Below are 18,178 nucleotides of genomic sequence, written 5' to 3'. Positions count from 1 at the left end.
TCCTACGTAAGTGACTTGATGGAGGCGGCCGTTGCTTAGCCGACCGCGCCTTCCATCTGGAGCTCGATCAGCCGGTTGAGTTCCAGCGCGTACTCCATCGGCAGCTCCTTCGCGATGGGCTCGACGAAGCCGCGCACGATCATGGCCATCGCCTCGAACTCGGAGAGACCGCGGCTCATCAGGTAGAAGAGCTGGTCCTCGGAGACCTTGGAGACGGTCGCCTCGTGGCCCATGGACACGTCGTCCTCGCGGACGTCCACGTAGGGGTACGTGTCGGAGCGGGAGATGGTGTCGACGAGCAGCGCGTCGCACAGCACGTTCGACTTGGAGCCGTGGGCGCCCTCGCCGATCTCGACGAGACCGCGGTAGGACGTACGGCCGCCGCCGCGCGCCACCGACTTGGAGACGATGTTGGAGGAGGTGTTCGGCGCCATGTGGACCATCTTGGAGCCGGCGTCCTGGTGCTGGCCCTCGCCCGCGAAGGCGATGGAGAGGGTCTCGCCCTTGGCGTGCTCGCCCATCAGGTAGACGGCCGGGTACTTCATGGTGACCTTGGAGCCGATGTTGCCGTCGATCCACTCCATGGTCGCGCCCTCGTAGGCCACGGCGCGCTTGGTGACCAGGTTGTAGACGTTGTTCGACCAGTTCTGGATGGTCGTGTAGCGGCAGCGGGCGCCCTTCTTCACGATGATCTCGACGACCGCGGAGTGCAGGGAGTCCGACTTGTAGATCGGGGCCGTACAACCCTCGACGTAGTGGACGTAGGCGTCCTCGTCGACGATGATCAGCGTCCGCTCGAACTGGCCCATGTTCTCGGTGTTGATCCGGAAGTAGGCCTGGAGCGGGATCTCCACGTGCACGCCCTTCGGCACGTAGATGAAGGAGCCGCCGGACCACACCGCGGTGTTCAGCGACGCGAACTTGTTGTCGCCGACCGGGATGACGGTGCCGAAGTACTCCTTGAAGAGCTCCGGGTGCTCCTTGAGGGCGGTGTCGGTGTCCAGGAAGATGACGCCCTGCTCCTCCAGGTCCTCACGGATCTGGTGGTAGACGACCTCAGACTCGTACTGGGCCGCGACACCGGCGACGAGGCGCTGCTTCTCCGCCTCGGGGATGCCGAGCTTGTCGTACGTGTTCTTGATGTCCTCGGGCAGGTCCTCCCAGGACTCCGCCTGCTTCTCCGTGGAGCGCACGAAGTACTTGATGTTGTCGAAGTCGATGCCGGAGAGGTCCGAGCCCCAGTTCGGCATGGGCTTCTTGTCGAACAGGCGCAGACCCTTGAGGCGGAGCTTGGTCATCCACTCCGGCTCGTTCTTCTTCGCGGAGATGTCGCGCACGACTTCCTCGCTCAGACCGCGCTTCGCAGAGGCGCCGGCTTCGTCGGAGTCGGCCCAGCCGTATTCGTACTTGCCCAGGCCCTCGAGCTCAGGGTGGGCAGTCTCCGTGGGGAGAGTCATGCGGGGTTCCTCCCGGCCGTGCTTGCGGATGCGTTATGAGACATGTGGGAAATCTTGGGGATGAACGTCGTGCAGACGCCGTCGCCGTGCGCGATGGTCGCCAGTCGCTGGACGTGCGTGCCGAGGAGCTGGGAGAAGATCTCCGTCTCGGCGTCGCACAGCTGCGGGAACTTCTCCGCGACATGGGCCACCGGGCAGTGGTGCTGGCACAGCTGCTCGCCGACCGGTGCGCTCCGCGCCGTAGCAGCGTACCCGTCCGCGCTCAGGGCCTTGGCCAGGGCTTCGGTGCGCTCCTCGGGGGCGGCGGTCTCGACGGCCTTGCGGTACACCTCGGCCTGCGCGGCGATCCTCGCGCGCGCGAAGGCGACGACCGCCTCGTCCCCGCCGAACCGCTCCTGGATCCAGGCCAGGGCGTCCGCGGCGAGCTTGTCGTAGGACTGGTCGAAGGCGTCCCGGCCGCAGTCGGTGAGCGCGAAGACCTTGGCGGGCCGGCCGCGCGTCCGCGCCCCGTACACCCGCTGCTCCCGCGCCTCCACGACCTCGTCGGCCACCAGAGCGTCCAGATGACGCCGTACGGCCGCGGGGGTGAGCCCCAGCCGCCCGGCCAGCTCGGTGACGGTCGACGGGCCGTGGTCCAGGATGGATCGCGCGACGCGGTTGCGGGTGGACCGCTCACCGGTCGCGAGCTCCTCCTGAGGGGCCCCCGTGGGGGTCTCCCGAGCCTCGCCGACGTTTTTCACAACGCCATTGTTGCGTAATTCCTCAGGACCGGGCAAGCCGCGCCCTGCCCGAGGGACGGTGCCCTGCATCACTTAGGTCTCCCTAACCTGACCTGCGCAAACGATCTTTGATCGATCAAACCGGTGGCGCCCGGCGGTCCTGTCAGGGACACTCCCGAACCATGCCGACACCACCTCCCACCGGCCCACTTGTCACCCGCGACTCCCTCGCCGGGCAGCTGCGCGAGCTGGGTGTCAGAAGCGGCGAGACCCTCCTCGTGCACTCCTCCCTGAGCGCCCTCGGCTGGGTCTGCGGAGGTTCCGTCGCGGTGGTCCAGGGACTCCTGGACGCCCTCGGCCCGGACGGCACCCTCGTGGTCCCCACCCAGACCGGCGACCTCTCGGACCCGGCGGTGTGGAGCAACCCGCCGGTGCCGGAGGACTGGTGGCCGGAGATCCGCGCCACCATGCCCGCCTACGACCCCCTCGTCACGCCCTCGCGCGGGGTGGGCGTGGTCCCGGAGACCGTGCGCACCTGGCCCGGCGCCCTGCGGAGCGCGCACCCGCAGACCTCCTTCGCGGCGATAGGCCCCCGCGCGCGTGCGGTCCTGGACGGCCACGCCGTGGACTGCCGCCTCGGCGAGCACAGCCCGCTGGCCCGCCTGGAAGCCCTCCACGCGCGCGTGCTGCTCCTCGGCGCGGGCTACGACACCTGCACGAGCTTCCATCTCGCCGAGTACCGGACACCGGCCCCGCGGGTGAAGGTCGGCCGCCCCGGACCGGACGGCTGGGAGGTGGTGACGGAGGTGTCGATCACCTCGGACCGCTTCGACGAACTCGGGTACGACTTCGAGCGGGACACCGGTGTCGTCGTACGGGGAAAGGTGGGCGCGGCCGAGGCCCGGCTGTTCCCGGTGGCGGACGCCGTGCGGTACGCGGAGCGGTGGCTGTCGCTGCACCGCTCACAGGAGGACGTGCCCGGGAATGCGCTGGGTGGAGATCCTGCACCCGCCCGTCGGTCACGCGGTCGGCGAACCTAGACTCGGGCCCATGCGAAGCGAGCCCGTGGTCCAGGTCCACGCCCTGGTGAAGCGGTACGGCACGAAGACCGCCGTGGACGGCCTCGACCTGGTGGCCCGGGCGGGCGTGACCGCCGTACTCGGACCCAACGGCGCCGGCAAGACGACGACCGTCGAGACCTGCGAGGGCTACCGGAAGCCGGACTCCGGCACGGTCCGGGTCCTGGGCCTCGACCCGGTGCGCCAGGCACGTGAGCTGAACCCGAGGATCGGCGTGATGCTCCAGTCCGGGGGCGTGTACTCGGGCGCCCAGGCCGACGAGATGCTCCGGCACGTGGCCCGCCTGCACGCGCACCCGCTGGACGTGGACGCGCTGATCGAGCGCCTGGGCCTGGACGGTTGCGGCAGGACGACGTACCGCAGGCTGTCCGGCGGCCAGCAGCAGCGCCTGGCGCTGGCCATGGCGGTCGTGGGCCGCCCCGAGCTGGTGTTCCTGGACGAGCCGACCGCGGGCCTGGACCCGCAGGCCCGCCGCGCGACCTGGGACCTGATCCGCGATCTGCGGACGGACGGCGTCTCGGTGATCCTCACCACGCACTACATGGACGAGGCCGAGCAGCTCGCCGACGACGTGGCGATCATCGACGGCGGCCGGGTCATCGCCCAGGGCACTCCGGAGGAGCTGTGCCGGGGCGGCGCCGAGAACACCCTGCGCTTCACGGGACGCCCCGGCCTCGACGTGGGTTCGCTGCTCAAGGCCCTGCCGGCGGACTGCACGGCGGCGGAGCTGACCCCCGGCTCCTACCGGGTCGTCGGCAAGGTCAACCCCCAGCTCCTGGCCACGGTGACGTCCTGGTGCGCCCAGCACGGCGTCATGCCGGAGAAGATCTCGGTGGAACGGCACACCCTGGAAGACGTCTTCCTGGAGCTCACGGGTAAGGAACTGCGCGCATGACGGCCACCGGCACCTACACCCCGAAGCCGGGAGCGGCGCCCCTGGGCCGCATGATCACCACCCAGGCGGCGCTGGAGACCAAGATGCTCCTGCGCAACGGTGAGCAACTGTTGCTGACGGTGGTGATCCCGACCCTGCTCCTGCTGCTCTTCAGCTCCGTGGACATCGTCGACACCGGAGCCGGCAAGTCGGTGGACTTCCTGGCCCCCGGCGTCCTGGCCCTCGCGGTCATGTCGACGGCCTTCACGGGCCAGGCGATCGCCACCGGCTTCGAACGCCGCTACGGAGTCCTCAAGCGCCTGGCCAGCTCCCCCCTCCCCCGCTGGGCCCTGATGACGGCCAAGACGGCGTCGGTCCTGGTGACGGAGATCCTGCAGGTCCTGCTCCTGACGGCGATCGCCTTCGCCCTGGGCTGGTCCCCGCACGGCAACCCGCTCTCCGTCCTCCTGCTCCTGCTCCTCGGCACGGCGGCCTTCTCGGGCCTGGGCCTGCTGATGGCAGGCACGCTGAAGGCGGAAGCCACGTTGGCCGCGGCGAACCTGGTCTTCCTCCTCCTCCTGGTCGGCGGCGGAGTGATCGTCCCCTTGTCCAAGTTCCCTCCAGGCGCCCAGGACGTACTCGCCCTCCTCCCGATCTCGGCCCTGTCGGACGGCCTGCGCGACGTGCTGCAGCACGGGGCGGGGATGCCGTGGGGGGATCTGGGGATCCTGGCGGTGTGGGGGGTCGTGGGGCTGGCGCTGGCCGGGAAGTTCTTCCGCTGGGAGTGACGTCCGCGCGGAGTGACGGGACGCGGGAGACCGGAGGCCGCCCGGCTCAGGGCCGAGGCTGACCGGATCCGGCGGTGCCTGTGACCGATGCCTCAGGGGCCACGGACCGGAAACCACGACCCTCGTGAAACCGTGCACAAGCAACGCCCCTACGATGGGCGGCGTGCCAAACGTGACCCGCGCCGACGCCGTAGCGGCCGTCCGCAACCCCCTCGCCTTCATCGCCACCCGCTGGACCCCGACCCCCCGGACGGTTCAGCGGGCGGCGCTCGCCGCGCTCGTGATGGCCGTCGTCATCGTGGTCACCGGTGGGGCCGTGCGGCTGACCGGGTCGGGGCTCGGGTGTCCGACCTGGCCCAAGTGCACGGACGACTCGCTGACCGCGACCAGCGCGATGGGGGTGCACGGGGCCATCGAGTTCGGCAACCGGATGCTCACCTACGTGCTGTGCGCGGCCGTCGGCTGGGCCATCATCGCGGCCCGCAGCGAGAAGCCCCGCCGCCGCAGTCTCACCCGGCTGGGCTGGGCGCAGTTCTGGATCGTGATGAGCAACGCGATCCTCGGCGGCATCGTCGTACTGGTGGGGCTCAACCCGTACACCGTCGCCGCCCACTTCGTGGCGACCACCGCCCTGATCACGGTCGCCACCGTGATGTGGCAGCGCACCCGCGAGGGCGACTCGGCACCCCGCCCGCTGGTCGGCAAGCCCGTGCAGCAGCTGGTCTGGTTCATGGTGGCGGCCGCCGCCCTGCTGATCCTCGTCGGCACCGTGGTGACCGGCGCCGGGCCGCACGCCGGTGACTCCAGCGAGGTCGAGCGGATGCCGCTGGACTGGGAGACGGTGGCCAAGGCGCACGCGGTCCTCGCCTGGATCGTGGTGTCGCTGACCTTCGCCCTGTGGTTCATCCTCAAGGCGGTCGACGCCCCCAAGGGCCCCCTGCACCGCACCCGCGACCTCTTCCTGGTCCTCCTCTCCCAGGGCGTCATCGGCTACGTCCAGTACTTCACCGACCTGCCCGAGTTCCTGGTCGGCCTGCACATGCTCGGCTCGGCCCTGGTGTGGATCGCGGTGCTGCGGGTGCTGCTGGCCCTGCGGGAGCGAGCCGAGGGCGAGGTGGCCGAGGTGCCCGCTCAGCCGTACGCCGCCACGAGCTCGTCGATCGCCGGGCCCAGGTAGTTCCGGGTCAGCTCGGCCCGGTTCGCCGGGGCTGGTCCTGGATCGCCGTAGCGGCGGCCACGGATGTCCGCCACCACCTCCACCGGCGACCCGAGCCCGGGCAGTAGCTCCAGCGCCTCCCGCTTCGAGATCAGCCGTCCCTCGCGCAGGGTCACGCTCGCGCGGGCGAACGTCAGCAGGCCCAGGTCGACCCACACGTCCCGGGTCCACAGCGGGGCGTTGTCGAGGGCCGGGCGCCAGAAGTCCCGCTGGTCGCGGACCACGAAGTCGGCCAGCTCCCGGTCCGTCACCGGGGGCAGCAGGTCCGCCGGCGGCTTCCCGTGCAGGACGCGTCCGAAGGAGTGCAGCTCCCGCCGGGTCACCGGGGTGACCGGCCGCTTGAAGAGTTCCTCGTGCGCCCAGGTGAGGTGGCGTCGGCCCGGGTCGGCCGACGGGGTCAGATACGTGCAGTGCAGCTGCCCGGCCAGCGGTTCCGCCCGCAGCCGCGCGTGCAGCGTCGCCAGCCGCCACACCATCCGCGGCCCCACCGAGTCGAGTACGGCGATCAGGTCCAGGTCGCTGCGGCCCTCCTGGTAGTCGCCGCCGGCCAGCGAGCCGTGCGCCCAGACGGCGACGGGAGAGAGCGGGGCCAGGCCGGCGAGGAAGCGGTCCAGTAACACCTCGGTCTGCATGGACCCCATCCTGGACACGTCACTCCAGTCCGTACACCCTGCGCGCGTTCCCCGCCGCGATCAGCCCCGCCACCCGCTGTGCGTCCGCCAACGACCAGGAGCCCTCCGCGACCCAGCCGCCCAGCACCCGGGCCAGCGCCTCCCGGAACAGCCGGGCGCCCACGACATGCAGTTCGGGCAGGCTGTGGGCCCCGCTGGAGAAGACGATCTTGCCGAAGGGGGCCAGCTCCAGGATCTCCGCGAGGACGGTCGCCGCGCGGGCGCCGGTGCGCACCAGGGCGGCGCCGGAGTCGGCGTAGACGTGCGGGAAGACCCCGGCGAGATGGGCGGCGTGCCGGTGGTACGGGTAGCTGTGCAGCAGGACGAGGTCGGTGCCGAGGCCCGCGGTGGCCCGGACGAAGTCGGTGAGCAGGACGGGGTCGGTGCGGTCGATGCGCAGGCCCGGTTCGCCGAGCCCGGCGTGCAGCTGGAGGGGCAGTCCGGAGGCGACGGCGATCCACAGCAGGTGTCGTAGCAGCACGGGATCGGACAGTTCGCCGCCCACCCGGCGGCCCGCCAGCCAGCGACCCGCGGCGCCCCGCACCTCACCCGGGCCCGGCGGCTCGGGAGCCAGCGCGAGACCGTGCCGTACGCCCGCCACCGAGGTGAAGGCGACCGCGTTCGCGGCCGCGCCGTGCACGGACTCGGCGAGGTTGGCGAGGAAGGACTCGACGGTGCCGGAGGTGTCGGCGACCTGTTCGGCCAGGAGTTCCAGGCGGACGATCTCGCGGGTCTCGGCGGCGGCGGTGGAGGCCAGTTCGGTGGGCCCGGTGAGGTCGCCGGGCAGTCCGGTGTCGACCAGATAGGTCGTGATGCCGCTGCCCCGCAGCAGCCTGCGGCCCGACTCCAGGACGCCGAGCTCACGGCGCCGGGCCAGGTAGCGGGCGGGCGGACAGTGCGGTTCCAGGCCCAGTAAGGGCGGGCACCAGCGTCGTACGGCGAAACCCGTCTGGGTGTCGAACAGGGTGGTCCCCGGCGCGGGCGGGCCCTCGGTGCGGGCCAGCTGGGCCTCGAAGGTGCCGAGGCCCAGCTCCGTTCTCAGTACGCCGTGGCAGTACTGGTCCACGAGGGACGGCGTTTCGATCATCCGGGCTCCCCGTCTGGACCGTGTGGGCTACTCACAGGTCCTAACGGGTGAACCGGGTGTCAGGTGTTGGGGACGCACACCCCATGTGAAAGGGGGGACGGGTCTCAGCCGTTGGAGGGGCCGCCGACCTGGATGCCCGCCATGCGGCTCCACTCGTACGGCCCCGTCTTCACCTTGGCCGCGAACTCGCCGTCGAAGTTCTCGTGGACGGTGATGCCGGCCTTCTCGACGGCCTTCTCGGCGATCTCGTACGAGGGGGCCACCAGGTCGCCCCAGCCGCCGTCCTCGCCGACGAGGACGATGCGGGTGCCGCGCTCGCCGATGTAGGCCAGCTGGCCCTCGGCGCCGCCGTGCTCCTTGGAGAAGGCGCTGATCTGCCGGGCGAGCCGGGCGACCCTGCGCTCGGCCTTCGCGTCAACCTGCTGCGTGTCTGCCATGACCAGGATGCTACCGATCAGTACATGGGGCAGCGACGTGACCCTCGCCTCAGCGCCCGGGGCCCCTACCGCAGGAAGGGGTCCACCGCCACCGCGAGGAAGAGGATCGACACATAGGTGATCGACCAGTGGAACAGCCGCATCTCCTTGAGCTTCGCGCCCGTCACCTCGGCCTTGGCGCGGTTCTGGAGGCCGTGCGCCTCCCACAGCCAGAAGCCGCCCGCGAGCAGCGCGACCGCCGTGTAGAACCAGCCGGTGTAGCCGAGCGGGGTGAGCAGCAGCGACACGCCGACCATCACCCAGCTGTAGATGACGATCTGCTTGGCGACGACCTTGTTGGAGGCCACCACCGGCAGCATCGGCACGCCCACGCGCGCGTAGTCCTCGCGGACCTTCATGGACAGCGGCCAGTAGTGCGGCGGCGTCCAGAAGAACATCACCAGGAACAGGACGATCGGCGCCCACGACATGGAGTTGGTCACCGACGACCAGCCGATCAGGACCGGGAGGCAGCCGGCGATGCCGCCCCACACGATGTTCTGCGAGGTACGCCGCTTGAGGATCATCGTGTAGACGACGACGTAGAAGAGCAGCGCTCCGAGCGACAGCCAGGCGGACAGCCAGTTGACGGTCAGACCGAACAGCAGCGTCGAGACGACCGCCAGCGTGATGCCGAAGGCCAGACACTCCCGCGGCGACACCATGCCGGTCACCAGGGGCCGCTGCGAGGTGCGGTCCATGAGCGCGTCGATGTCGCGGTCGATGTACATGTTGAGCGCGTTGGCGCCGCCCGCGGAGAGGTATCCGCCGACGCAGGTCAGCAGGACCAGCTTCAGGTCCGGCACGCCCTGCTGCGCCAGGAACATCACCGGAACGGTGGTGATGAGCAGCAGCTCGATGATCCGCGGCTTGGTCAGCGCCACGAACGCCTTGGCCCGGGCCCCGAACGGCCGGTGACTCGAGCTCTTGCTCTCCCCCAGCACACCGGCTGGACGGGATTCGACGGCCGTCACGCACACCCCTACAGAGACATCCCAGCAAGCCTCAGCGGTGTGAAGTCCCGGTAAAGGCTCGCGCGTACCACGCCACTGTAGACGTTGCCCATACCCCGATATTCGCGGGGGTCGGCTCGTGTCCGAGGACGACCCCGGAAGAGCTCGGAGTCACTCGGTTGAGCACTCGTACGAGCGGCTCCGTATTCACTTGCCGAATGCGATACGGCCCAGTCGGGAGGCGGATCCCGGCGGGGCCCGGCAGTCTGGAATGACTCGAAAAAACGCACGTACTTGCGGGGGTAGGCTCGACAACGGCCGGGCGTCCCGTGCACCGGCATTTTCGACATGCGTGACATGTGGAGAGGAGCCCTGACCCAGGGTGAGCACCAAGCCGACCACCACAGACCTCGAGTGGACCGAGTTGGATCAGCGGGCCGTCGACACCGCCCGCGTCCTGGCCGCCGACGCCGTACAGAAGGTCGGCAACGGCCATCCCGGTACGGCGATGAGCCTGGCTCCCGCCGCCTACACCCTCTTCCAGAAGGTGATGCGGCACGACCCCGCCGACCCCGACTGGGTCGGGCGCGACCGCTTCGTGCTGTCCGCCGGCCACTCGTCCCTGACCCTCTACACCCAGCTCTACCTGGCCGGTTTCGGCCTGGAGCTGGACGACCTGAAGGCGTTCCGGACCTGGGGCTCCAAGACCCCGGGTCACCCGGAGTACGGCCACACCAAGGGCGTGGAGACCACCACCGGTCCGCTCGGCCAGGGTGTCGCCAACGCGGTGGGCATGGCGATGGCCGCCCGCTACGAGCGCGGTCTGTTCGACCCGGAGGCCCCGGAGGGCACCTCGCCCTTCGACCACTTCGTCTTCGCCATCGCCGGTGACGGCTGCCTCCAGGAGGGCATCTCCGCCGAGGCGTCCTCGATGGCCGGCCACCAGAAGCTCGGCAACCTGATCCTGCTGTGGGACGACAACCACATCTCGATCGAGGGCGACACCGAGACGGCCGTCTCCGAGGACACCGTCAAGCGGTACGAGGCGTACGGCTGGCACGTGCAGCGAGTCGAGCCGCAGGCCAACGGCGACCTGGACCCTGCCGCGATCTTCGAGGCGATCCAGAAGGCCAAGGCGGTCACCGACAAGCCGTCCTTCATCGCGATGCGCTCGATCATCGCCTGGCCCGCCCCGAACGCCCAGAACACCGAGGCCGCGCACGGCTCGGCGCTCGGCGACGACGAGGTCGCGGCCACCAAGCGGGTGCTGGGCTTCGACCCGGAGCAGAGCTTCGAGGTCGCGGGCGAGGTCATCGAGCACACCCGGCAGGCGCTGGAGCGCGGCCGGCAGGCGAAGGCCGAGTGGGACAAGTCCTTCCAGGAGTGGCGCAGCAACAACCCCGAGCGCGCGGCCGAGTTCGACCGCATCGCCGCGGGTGAGCTGCCCAAGGACTGGGAGTCCGCGATCCCGGTGTTCGAGCCCGGCAAGGGCGTGGCCACGCGTGCGGCGTCCGGCAAGGTCCTCCAGGCCCTCGGCGCGGTGGTCCCCGAGCTGTGGGGCGGCTCCGCCGACCTCGCGGGCTCGAACAACACCACGATCGACAAGAACTCCTCGTTCCTGCCGGCGGACAACCCGCTGCCGGAGGCCGACCCGTACGGCCGCACGATCCACTTCGGCATCCGCGAGCACTCCATGGCCGCGGAGATGAACGGCATCGCGCTGCACGGCAACACCCGTATCTACGGCGGTACGTTCCTCGTCTTCTCCGACTACATGCGCAACGCCGTCCGGCTCTCGGCGTTGATGCACCTGCCGGTGACGTACGTGTGGACGCACGACTCGATCGGTCTGGGCGAGGACGGCCCGACGCACCAGCCCATCGAGCACCTCGCGTCGCTGCGCGCGATCCCCGGTCTCAACGTGGTCCGCCCCGCGGACGCCAACGAGACGGCGATCGCCTGGCGCGAGATCCTGGGGCGGTACACCAAGGAGTTCGGCAAGGGCGCTCCGCACGGCCTCGCGCTGACCCGTCAGGGTGTGCCGACGTACGAGCCCAACGAGGACGCGGCCAAGGGCGGTTACGTCCTGTTCGAGGCCTCCACCGGGACGCCCGAGGTGATCCTGATCGCCACCGGTTCCGAGGTCCACGTCGCCGTCGACGCGCGCGAGCGGCTGGAAGCGGACGGGGTGCCGACCCGCGTCGTCTCCATGCCGTGCGTGGAGTGGTTCGAGGAGCAGGACCAGGGGTACCGGGACAGCGTCCTGCCCCCGTCCGTGCGCGCCCGTGTCGCGGTCGAGGCCGGTATCGGTCTCACGTGGCACAAGTACGTCGGAGACGCCGGCCGCATCGTTTCCCTGGAGCACTTCGGTGCTTCCGCGGACGGCAAGCTGCTCTTCCAGGAGTTCGGCTTCACTGGCGAGAACGTGGCCGCCCAGGCGCGGGAATCGATCGCCGCAGCCCAGCGCTGACGCCCATATACGACACGTAGGAGATGTAATTCCATGACAGACGCACTCAAGCGCCTCTCCGAGGAAGGCGTGGCGATCTGGCTGGACGACCTGTCGCGCAAGCGGATCACGTCCGGCAACCTCGCCGAGCTGATCGACCAGCAGCACGTCGTGGGCGTCACCACCAACCCCTCGATCTTCCAGAAGGCGATCTCCGAGGGCGACGGCTACGACCCGCAGGTCTCCGACCTGGCGTTCCGCAAGGTCACGGTCGAAGAGGCCATCCGCATGATCACCACGGCGGACGTCCGCGACGCCGCCGACATCCTGCGCCCGGTCTTCGACGCCACCGGCGGCCAGGACGGCCGGGTGTCGATCGAGGTCGACCCGCGTCTGGCGCACAACGAGAAGGCGACCGTCGCCGAGGCCAAGCAGCTGGCCTGGCTCGTCGACCGTCCCAACACCCTCATCAAGATCCCGGCCACCCGTGCGGGCATCCCGGCGATCAGTGACGTCATCGGCCTCGGGATCAGCGTCAACGTCACGCTGATCTTCTCCCTGGAGCGCTACCGCGAGGTCATGGAGGCGTTCCTGGTCGGCCTGGAGAAGGCCAAGGAGCGGGGCCTGGACCTGTCGCAGATCCACTCCGTGGCGTCCTTCTTCGTGTCCCGCGTGGACACCGAGATCGACAAGCGCCTTGACGCGCTCGGCACCGCCGAGGCCAAGGCCGCCCGCGGCAAGGCCGGTGTCGCCAACGCCCGTCTGGCCTACCAGGCGTACGAGGAGGTCTTCTCGGGCGAGCGCTGGGCGAAGCTGGAGAAGGCCGGAGCGAACAAGCAGCGTCCGCTGTGGGCCTCCACCGGCGTCAAGGACCCGGCGTACAAGAAGACCATGTACGTCGAGGAGCTGGTCGCGCCGAACACGGTGAACACCATGCCGGAGGCGACCCTGTTCGCCACCGAGGAGCAGGGCGAGATCCGCGGCAACGCCATCGCCGGCACCTACGAGCAGGCCCGTGCCGAGCTCGACGCGGTCGAGAAGCTCGGCATCTCATACGACGAGGTCGTGCAGCTGCTGGAGGACGAAGGCGTCGAGAAGTTCGAGGCGTCCTGGAACGACCTGCTCAAGTCGACCGAGGCGGAGCTCCAGCGCCTCGCACCCTCGGAGGGCTAGATCTTGTCGAGCAGCAATCCGCTGCGTGACCCCGCCGACCGACGGCTCCCGCGTATCGCGGGGCCGTCGGGCCTGGTCATCTTCGGCGTCACGGGCGATTTGTCCCGAAAGAAGCTGATGCCCGCGGTGTACGACCTCGCGAACCGTGGTCTGCTGCCGCCGGGCTTCTCGCTGGTCGGCTTCGCCCGGCGGGACTGGGAGAACGAGGACTTCGCGGAGGTCGTCCACGACGCCGTCAAGGAGCACGCCCGGACGCCGTTCCGCGAGGAGGTCTGGCAGCAGCTCATCCAGGGGATGCGCTTCGTCCAGGGCACCTTCGACGACGACGAGTCGTTCGAGCGGCTGCGCGACACCATCGAGGAACTCGACAAGGCACAGGGCACCGGCGGCAACTTCGCCTTCTACCTGTCCGTGCCGCCGTCCGCCTTCCCCGTGGTCATCCAGCAGCTGAAGAAGCACCGGCTGGCGGACCAGTCGAGCGGCTCCTGGCGCCGCGCGGTCATCGAGAAGCCCTTCGGCCACGACCTCAAGTCGGCCGAGGAGCTCAACACGACCGTCGAGGAGGTCTTCGCCCCGGACCAGGTCTTCCGCATCGACCACTACCTGGGCAAGGAGACCGTCCAGAACATCCTGGCGCTGCGCTTCGCCAACACGATGTTCGAGCCGATCTGGAACCGGTCCTTCGTGGACCACGTGCAGATCACCATGGCCGAGGACATCGGCATCGGCGGCCGGGCCGGCTACTACGACGGCATCGGCGCCGCCCGTGACGTCATCCAGAACCACCTGCTCCAGCTGATGGCCCTCACCGCCATGGAGGAGCCCGCCTCCTTCGACGCGGACGCGCTGGCGGCCGAGAAGACCAAGGTGCTCGGCGCGGTGAAGCTGCCGAAGGACCTGGGCCGGGACACCGTGCGCGGACAGTACGCGGAGGGCTGGCAGGGCGGCGAGAAGGCGGTCGGCTACCTCCAGGAGGAGGGCATCGACCCCCACTCCAAGACCGACACCTACGCGGCCATCAAGGTGGAGATCGACAACCGCCGCTGGGCGGGCGTCCCGTTCTACCTGCGCACCGGCAAGCGGCTCGGCCGCCGGGTCACCGAGATCGCGGTGGTCTTCCAGCGGGCCCCGCACTCCCCCTTCGACACGACGGCCACCGAGGAGCTCGGCTCCAACGCGATCGTCATCCGGGTCCAGCCCGACGAGGGCGTCACCGTCCGCTTCGGCTCCAAGGTGCCGGGCACCTCGATGGAGATCCGGGACGTGTCCATGGACTTCGCCTACGGCGAGTCGTTCACGGAGTCCTCGCCCGAGGCGTACGAGCGACTGATCCTCGACGTGCTGCTCGGCGACTCCAACCTCTTCCCCCGCACGGAGGAGGTCGAGCTGTCCTGGAAGATCCTCGACCCGATCGAGGAGTACTGGGACACCCACGGCAAGCCCGCCCAGTACCCCTCGGGGACCTGGGGCCCGGTCGAGGCGGACGAGATGCTCGCACGAGAGGGACGGAGCTGGCGCCGGCCATGAAGACAGACCTCACGGACACCACCGCCAGCAAGATCAACAAGGCGCTCGTCAAGGGCCGCCGGGCCATCGGCACACCGGCCGTCGGCATGGTGCTCACGCTCGTCATCGTCACCGACGAGGAGAACGCCTACGACGCCCTGAAGGCCGCCAACGACGCGTCCCGCGAGCACCCCTCGCGCACGCTGGTGGTCATCAAGCGGGTGTCGCGCAGCCCCCGCGACCGCACCCAGTCCCGCCTCGACGCCGAGGTGCGGGTGGGCGCGGACGCGGGCACCGGCGAGACGGTGGTGCTGCGGCTGTACGGCGAGGTCGCGGACCACGCCCAGTCGGTCGTCCTGCCGCTGCTGCTGCCGGACGCGCCGGTCGTGGTGTGGTGGCCGGTGGACGCGCCGATCGACCCGGCCGGGGACCCGCTCGGGGCGCTCGCCCAGCGCCGGGTCACCGACACCTACTCCTCCGAACAGCCGGTGCGCGAGCTGACGGCCCGCGCCGGGACCTACACCCCGGGCGACACCGACCTGTCCTGGACCCGGATCACGCCGTGGCGCTCGATGCTGGCGGCGGCCCTGGACCAGGTCAGCGTCGAGGTCAAGGCGGTCGAGGTGGAGGGCGAGGAGTTCAACCCGAGCTGTGAGCTGCTCGCCATGTGGCTCGCGGACCGTCTCGACGTGCCGGTACGGCGTTCGCTGTCCTCCGGGCCCGGACTGACCGCGGTCCGCATGGAGACCAGCAACGGGCCGATCACCCTGGACCGGGCCGACGGCTCCCTGGCCACGCTGTCCATCGACGGGCAGCCCGACCGTGCGGTGGCGCTCAAGCGCCGGGACACGGCCGAGCTGATCGCGGAGGAACTGCGCAGGCTGGACCCGGACGACACGTACGCCTCCGCGCTGCGGTTCGGGGTGCACCGGCTGAACGTGCCGGACGGTCCCGCGGACGTTGCGGAGGAGCAGGTCGCACCCGCTGCCGAGGCTTCGTCGGAGGGACCGTCGGCCAAAGGAGAACCGGACGACGGCGAGGCTCCCGCGCAAGCTCCCGCACCGGAGGCGGCGGAGCCGCCGGCGCTGAAGCCGGTCCCCTCCGGCCTGGCCGGGAACGGAAGGGCGGCGAAGTGAGCACCCCGCAGCTGGTCGTGCACCACGACAAGGAGCTGATGGCCCAGGCCGCCGCGGCCCGTCTGATCACGAAGATCGTGGACGCACAGGCCTCCCGGGGCACGGCGTCGGTGGTCCTCACGGGCGGCCGCAACGGCAACGGCCTGCTCGCCGCCCTCGCCGCGGCCCCCGCCCGGGACGCCGTCGACTGGGGCCGGCTGGACCTGTGGTGGGGCGACGAGCGCTTCCTGCCGGAGGGCGACCCGGAACGCAACGTCACGCAGGCCCGTGAGGCCCTGCTGGACGCCGTACCGCTGGACCCGAAGCGCGTGCACGCCATGCCCGCGTCGGACGGTCCGCACGGCGACGACGTCGAGGCCGCGGCGGCGTCCTACGCCGAGGAGCTGGCCCGTGCGGCCGGTCCCGAGAACCACGGCGCGGTGCCGACCTTCGACGTCCTGATGCTGGGCGTCGGCCCGGACACGCATGTGGCGTCCCTGTTCCCGGAGCTGCCCGCGGTACGGGAGACCGAGCGCACGGTCGTCGGTGTCCACGGCGCCCCGAAACCCCCGCCCACCCGGGTCACCCTCACCCTGCCCGCGATCCGCGCGGCCCGCGAGGTCTGGCTGCTCGCGGCCGGCGAGGACAAGGCGCAGGCGGCGGCGATCGCCCTGTCCGGCGCGGGCGAGATCCAGGCCCCGGCGGCCGGCGCCCGCGGCCGGGCCCGCACCCTGTGGCTGCTGGACTCGGCGGCGGCGTCCCAGCTGCCCCGCTCGCTGTATCCGCCGGCTACGCCGTAACACCGTTCCCGCGTACAGCAGTCGACGCCGGGCGCCTCTCACGAGGGGCCCGGCGTCGTCGCTGCGAGGAACACCTACTGCCGCCCGCGCAGCTCCCGGTACGTCGACACCAGGGCCTTGGTCGACGGGTCCAGGCCGGGCACCTCCGCGCCCTCGGTGAGCGCCGGTTCGACGCGCTTGGCGAGGACCTTGCCGAGCTCGACGCCCCACTGGTCGAAGGAGTCGATGTTCCAGATCGCGCCCTGGACGAAGACCTTGTGCTCGTAGAGGGCGATCAGCTGGCCGAGGACCGAGGGGGTCAGTTCGCGGGCCAGGATGGTCGTCGTCGGGTGGTTGCCCCGGAACGTCTTGTGCGGGACCAGTTCCTCGGCGACCCCCTCCGCCCGCACCTCGTCCGGCGTCTTCCCGAAGGCCAACGCCTGGGTCTGGGCGAAGAAGTTGGCCATCAGCAGGTCGTGCTGGGCCTTGAGCGTCTCGCTGAGCCCGTCGACCGGCTCGGCGAAGCCGATGAAGTCCGCCGGGATCAACTTCGTGCCCTGGTGGATGAGTTGGTAGTAGGCGTGCTGCCCGTTGGTGCCGGGCGTGCCCCACACCACCGGGCCGGTCTGCCACTCCACGGGCTGTCCGTCCCGGCCCACGTACTTGCCGTTGGACTCCATGTCGAGCTGCTGGAGGTAGGCCGTGAACTTGGACAGGTAGTGGCTGTACGGCAGCACCGCGTGCGACTGCGCGTCATGGAAGTTGCCGTACCAGACGCCCAACAGGCCAAGAAGCAAGGGCACGTTGGCCTCGGCGGGTGCGGTGCGGAAGTGCTCGTCGACGAGGTGGAACCCGTCGAGCATCTCGCGGAACCGGTCCGGGCCGATGGCGATCATCAAGGAGAGGCCGATCGCCGAGTCGTAGGAGTAGCGGCCGCCGACCCAGTCCCAGAACTCGAACATGTTGGCCGTGTCGATGCCGAAGTCCGACACCTTGTCCGCGTTGGTCGACAGTGCCACGAAGTGCCGGGCGACGGCCTCCTGGCCGGCCTTCAACTCAGCGAGCAGCCAGGCGCGGGCCGAGGTGGCGTTGGTGATCGTCTCGATGGTGGTGAAGGTCTTCGACGCGATGATGAATAGCGTCTCGGCCGCGTCCAGGTCACGGGTGGCCTCGTACAGGTCGGCGCCGTCGACGTTCGACACGAAGCGGACGGTGAGGTCGCGGTCGGTGAAGCCGCGCAGCACCTCGTACGCCATCGCGGGACCGAGGTCCGAGCCGCCGATGCCGATGTTGACGACGTTCCTGATCCGCTTGCCCGTGTGGCCGGTCCACTCGCCGGAGCGGACCCGGGCCGCGAAGTCGCTCATCTTGTCGAGCACGGCGTGCACGCCGGGGACGACGTTCTCGCCGTCGACCTCGATCACCGCGTCGCGCGGGGCCCGCAGCGCGGTGTGCAGCACGGCCCGGTCCTCGGTCGTGTTGATCCTCTCGCCACGGAACATGGCGTCCCGCAGACCGAACACGTCGGTGGCGGCGGCGAGTTCGCGCAGCAGCCGCAGGGTCTCGTCGGTGACCAGGTGCTTGGAGTAGTCGACGTACAGGTCACCGACCCGCAGGGTGTACCCGGTGCCGCGCCCGGGATCGGCGGCGAACAGCTCCCTCAGCCGCACCTCGCCGAGCTCCTCGCGGTGCTCGGTCAGCGCGGTCCACTCGGGCGTCCGGTTGAGCCTGCTACGGCCGTCTGCGTTCATGTCCGACTTCAGCCTTCTTTCGTGCCTGTCCCAGCTGTTCCAACCTAGTTGATCAACGCGGGACGCGAGCCGTGACGGCTGCGGC

Annotated in this window: 16 protein-coding genes; 9 read left to right on the top strand and 7 right to left on the bottom strand. The window is 70.2% G+C overall.

Annotated elements, in window-relative coordinates; translation table 11 throughout:
- Positions 1–35: 35 nt before the first annotated feature.
- Both sufB and OHN19_RS33060 read right to left on the bottom strand, forming a co-directional pair.
- Entirely contained in the window at positions 36–1,457 is a 1,422-nt protein-coding gene (gene sufB, locus OHN19_RS33065) for a Fe-S cluster assembly protein SufB (protein ID WP_280852203.1), read from the bottom strand.
- Positions 1,454–2,197, bottom strand: a complete 744-nt coding sequence (locus tag OHN19_RS33060) for a metalloregulator ArsR/SmtB family transcription factor (RefSeq protein ID WP_330267710.1) — start codon at positions 2,195–2,197, stop codon at positions 1,454–1,456. Before OHN19_RS33060 ends, sufB begins: the two co-directional genes overlap by 4 nt.
- A 161-nt stretch (positions 2,198–2,358) precedes the next feature.
- Here OHN19_RS33060 and OHN19_RS33055 point away from each other — a divergent pair, with 161 nt between their 5' ends.
- From OHN19_RS33055 to OHN19_RS33040, 4 genes are all read left to right on the top strand, one after another.
- Complete coding sequence (locus OHN19_RS33055; protein WP_330267709.1) at positions 2,359–3,216, top strand: AAC(3) family N-acetyltransferase; 858 nt, start codon at positions 2,359–2,361, stop codon at positions 3,214–3,216.
- A gap of 10 nt (positions 3,217–3,226) precedes the next feature.
- The gene (locus OHN19_RS33050) at positions 3,227–4,150 is read left to right on the top strand and encodes an ABC transporter ATP-binding protein (RefSeq protein WP_330267708.1); all 924 of its coding nucleotides are present in this window, start codon (positions 3,227–3,229) and stop codon (positions 4,148–4,150) included.
- Positions 4,147–4,917: an ABC transporter permease gene (locus OHN19_RS33045; RefSeq protein ID WP_330267707.1), complete on the top strand. Its 771-nt coding sequence runs from the start codon at positions 4,147–4,149 to the stop codon at positions 4,915–4,917. Before OHN19_RS33050 ends, OHN19_RS33045 begins: the two co-directional genes overlap by 4 nt.
- 154 nt (positions 4,918–5,071) lie before the next feature.
- On the top strand, positions 5,072–6,094 hold the full coding sequence (locus OHN19_RS33040; RefSeq protein WP_330267706.1) for a COX15/CtaA family protein: 1,023 nt from the start codon (positions 5,072–5,074) through the stop codon (positions 6,092–6,094).
- Here the strand turns inward: OHN19_RS33040 and OHN19_RS33035 are convergent.
- The 4 genes from OHN19_RS33035 to OHN19_RS33020 form a co-directional block, all read right to left on the bottom strand.
- Complete coding sequence (locus tag OHN19_RS33035) at positions 6,049–6,765, bottom strand: nucleotidyltransferase (protein ID WP_330267705.1); 717 nt, start codon at positions 6,763–6,765, stop codon at positions 6,049–6,051. The two genes, OHN19_RS33040 and OHN19_RS33035, sit on opposite strands and share 46 nt — an antisense overlap.
- Before the next feature lie 19 nt (positions 6,766–6,784).
- Positions 6,785–7,891: an amidohydrolase family protein gene (locus OHN19_RS33030; RefSeq protein ID WP_330267704.1), complete on the bottom strand. Its 1,107-nt coding sequence runs from the start codon at positions 7,889–7,891 to the stop codon at positions 6,785–6,787.
- Positions 7,892–7,995: 104 nt separating this feature from the next.
- On the bottom strand, positions 7,996–8,328 hold the full coding sequence (locus OHN19_RS33025) for a hypothetical protein (protein ID WP_330267703.1): 333 nt from the start codon (positions 8,326–8,328) through the stop codon (positions 7,996–7,998).
- A 65-nt stretch (positions 8,329–8,393) separates the two neighbouring features.
- Positions 8,394–9,347 (bottom strand): heme o synthase, encoded by a 954-nt coding sequence (locus OHN19_RS33020; protein ID WP_330267702.1) that lies wholly within the window; start codon positions 9,345–9,347, stop codon positions 8,394–8,396.
- A 355-nt stretch (positions 9,348–9,702) separates the two neighbouring features.
- Between OHN19_RS33020 and tkt the strand changes: the two genes are divergently transcribed.
- The 5 genes from tkt to pgl are packed head-to-tail and all read left to right on the top strand — an operon-like array spanning position 9,703 to position 16,363.
- Positions 9,703–11,790 (top strand): transketolase, encoded by a 2,088-nt coding sequence (tkt, locus tag OHN19_RS33015; RefSeq protein WP_330267701.1) that lies wholly within the window; start codon positions 9,703–9,705, stop codon positions 11,788–11,790.
- 33 nt (positions 11,791–11,823) lie between these two features.
- On the top strand, positions 11,824–12,942 hold the full coding sequence (gene tal, locus OHN19_RS33010; protein ID WP_330267700.1) for a transaldolase: 1,119 nt from the start codon (positions 11,824–11,826) through the stop codon (positions 12,940–12,942).
- A 3-nt stretch (positions 12,943–12,945) separates the two neighbouring features.
- A complete protein-coding gene (zwf, locus tag OHN19_RS33005; RefSeq protein WP_330267699.1) occupies positions 12,946–14,469 on the top strand; it encodes a glucose-6-phosphate dehydrogenase in 1,524 nt (507 codons plus the stop codon).
- Positions 14,466–15,584, top strand: a complete 1,119-nt coding sequence (gene opcA, locus OHN19_RS33000) for a glucose-6-phosphate dehydrogenase assembly protein OpcA (protein ID WP_330267698.1) — start codon at positions 14,466–14,468, stop codon at positions 15,582–15,584. Before zwf ends, opcA begins: the two co-directional genes overlap by 4 nt.
- Positions 15,581–16,363 (top strand): 6-phosphogluconolactonase, encoded by a 783-nt coding sequence (gene pgl, locus OHN19_RS32995; protein ID WP_330267697.1) that lies wholly within the window; start codon positions 15,581–15,583, stop codon positions 16,361–16,363. Before opcA ends, pgl begins: the two co-directional genes overlap by 4 nt.
- Before the next feature lie 74 nt (positions 16,364–16,437).
- Here the strand turns inward: pgl and pgi are convergent, their stop codons facing one another.
- Positions 16,438–18,093: a glucose-6-phosphate isomerase gene (pgi, locus tag OHN19_RS32990; RefSeq protein WP_330267696.1), complete on the bottom strand. Its 1,656-nt coding sequence runs from the start codon at positions 18,091–18,093 to the stop codon at positions 16,438–16,440.
- Positions 18,094–18,178 lie beyond the last annotated feature (85 nt).

Source organism: Streptomyces griseorubiginosus (genome assembly GCF_036345115.1).
Lineage (GTDB): Bacteria > Actinomycetota > Actinomycetes > Streptomycetales > Streptomycetaceae > Streptomyces > Streptomyces griseorubiginosus_C.
This window is presented reverse-complemented; position numbering and strand designations above follow the sequence as displayed.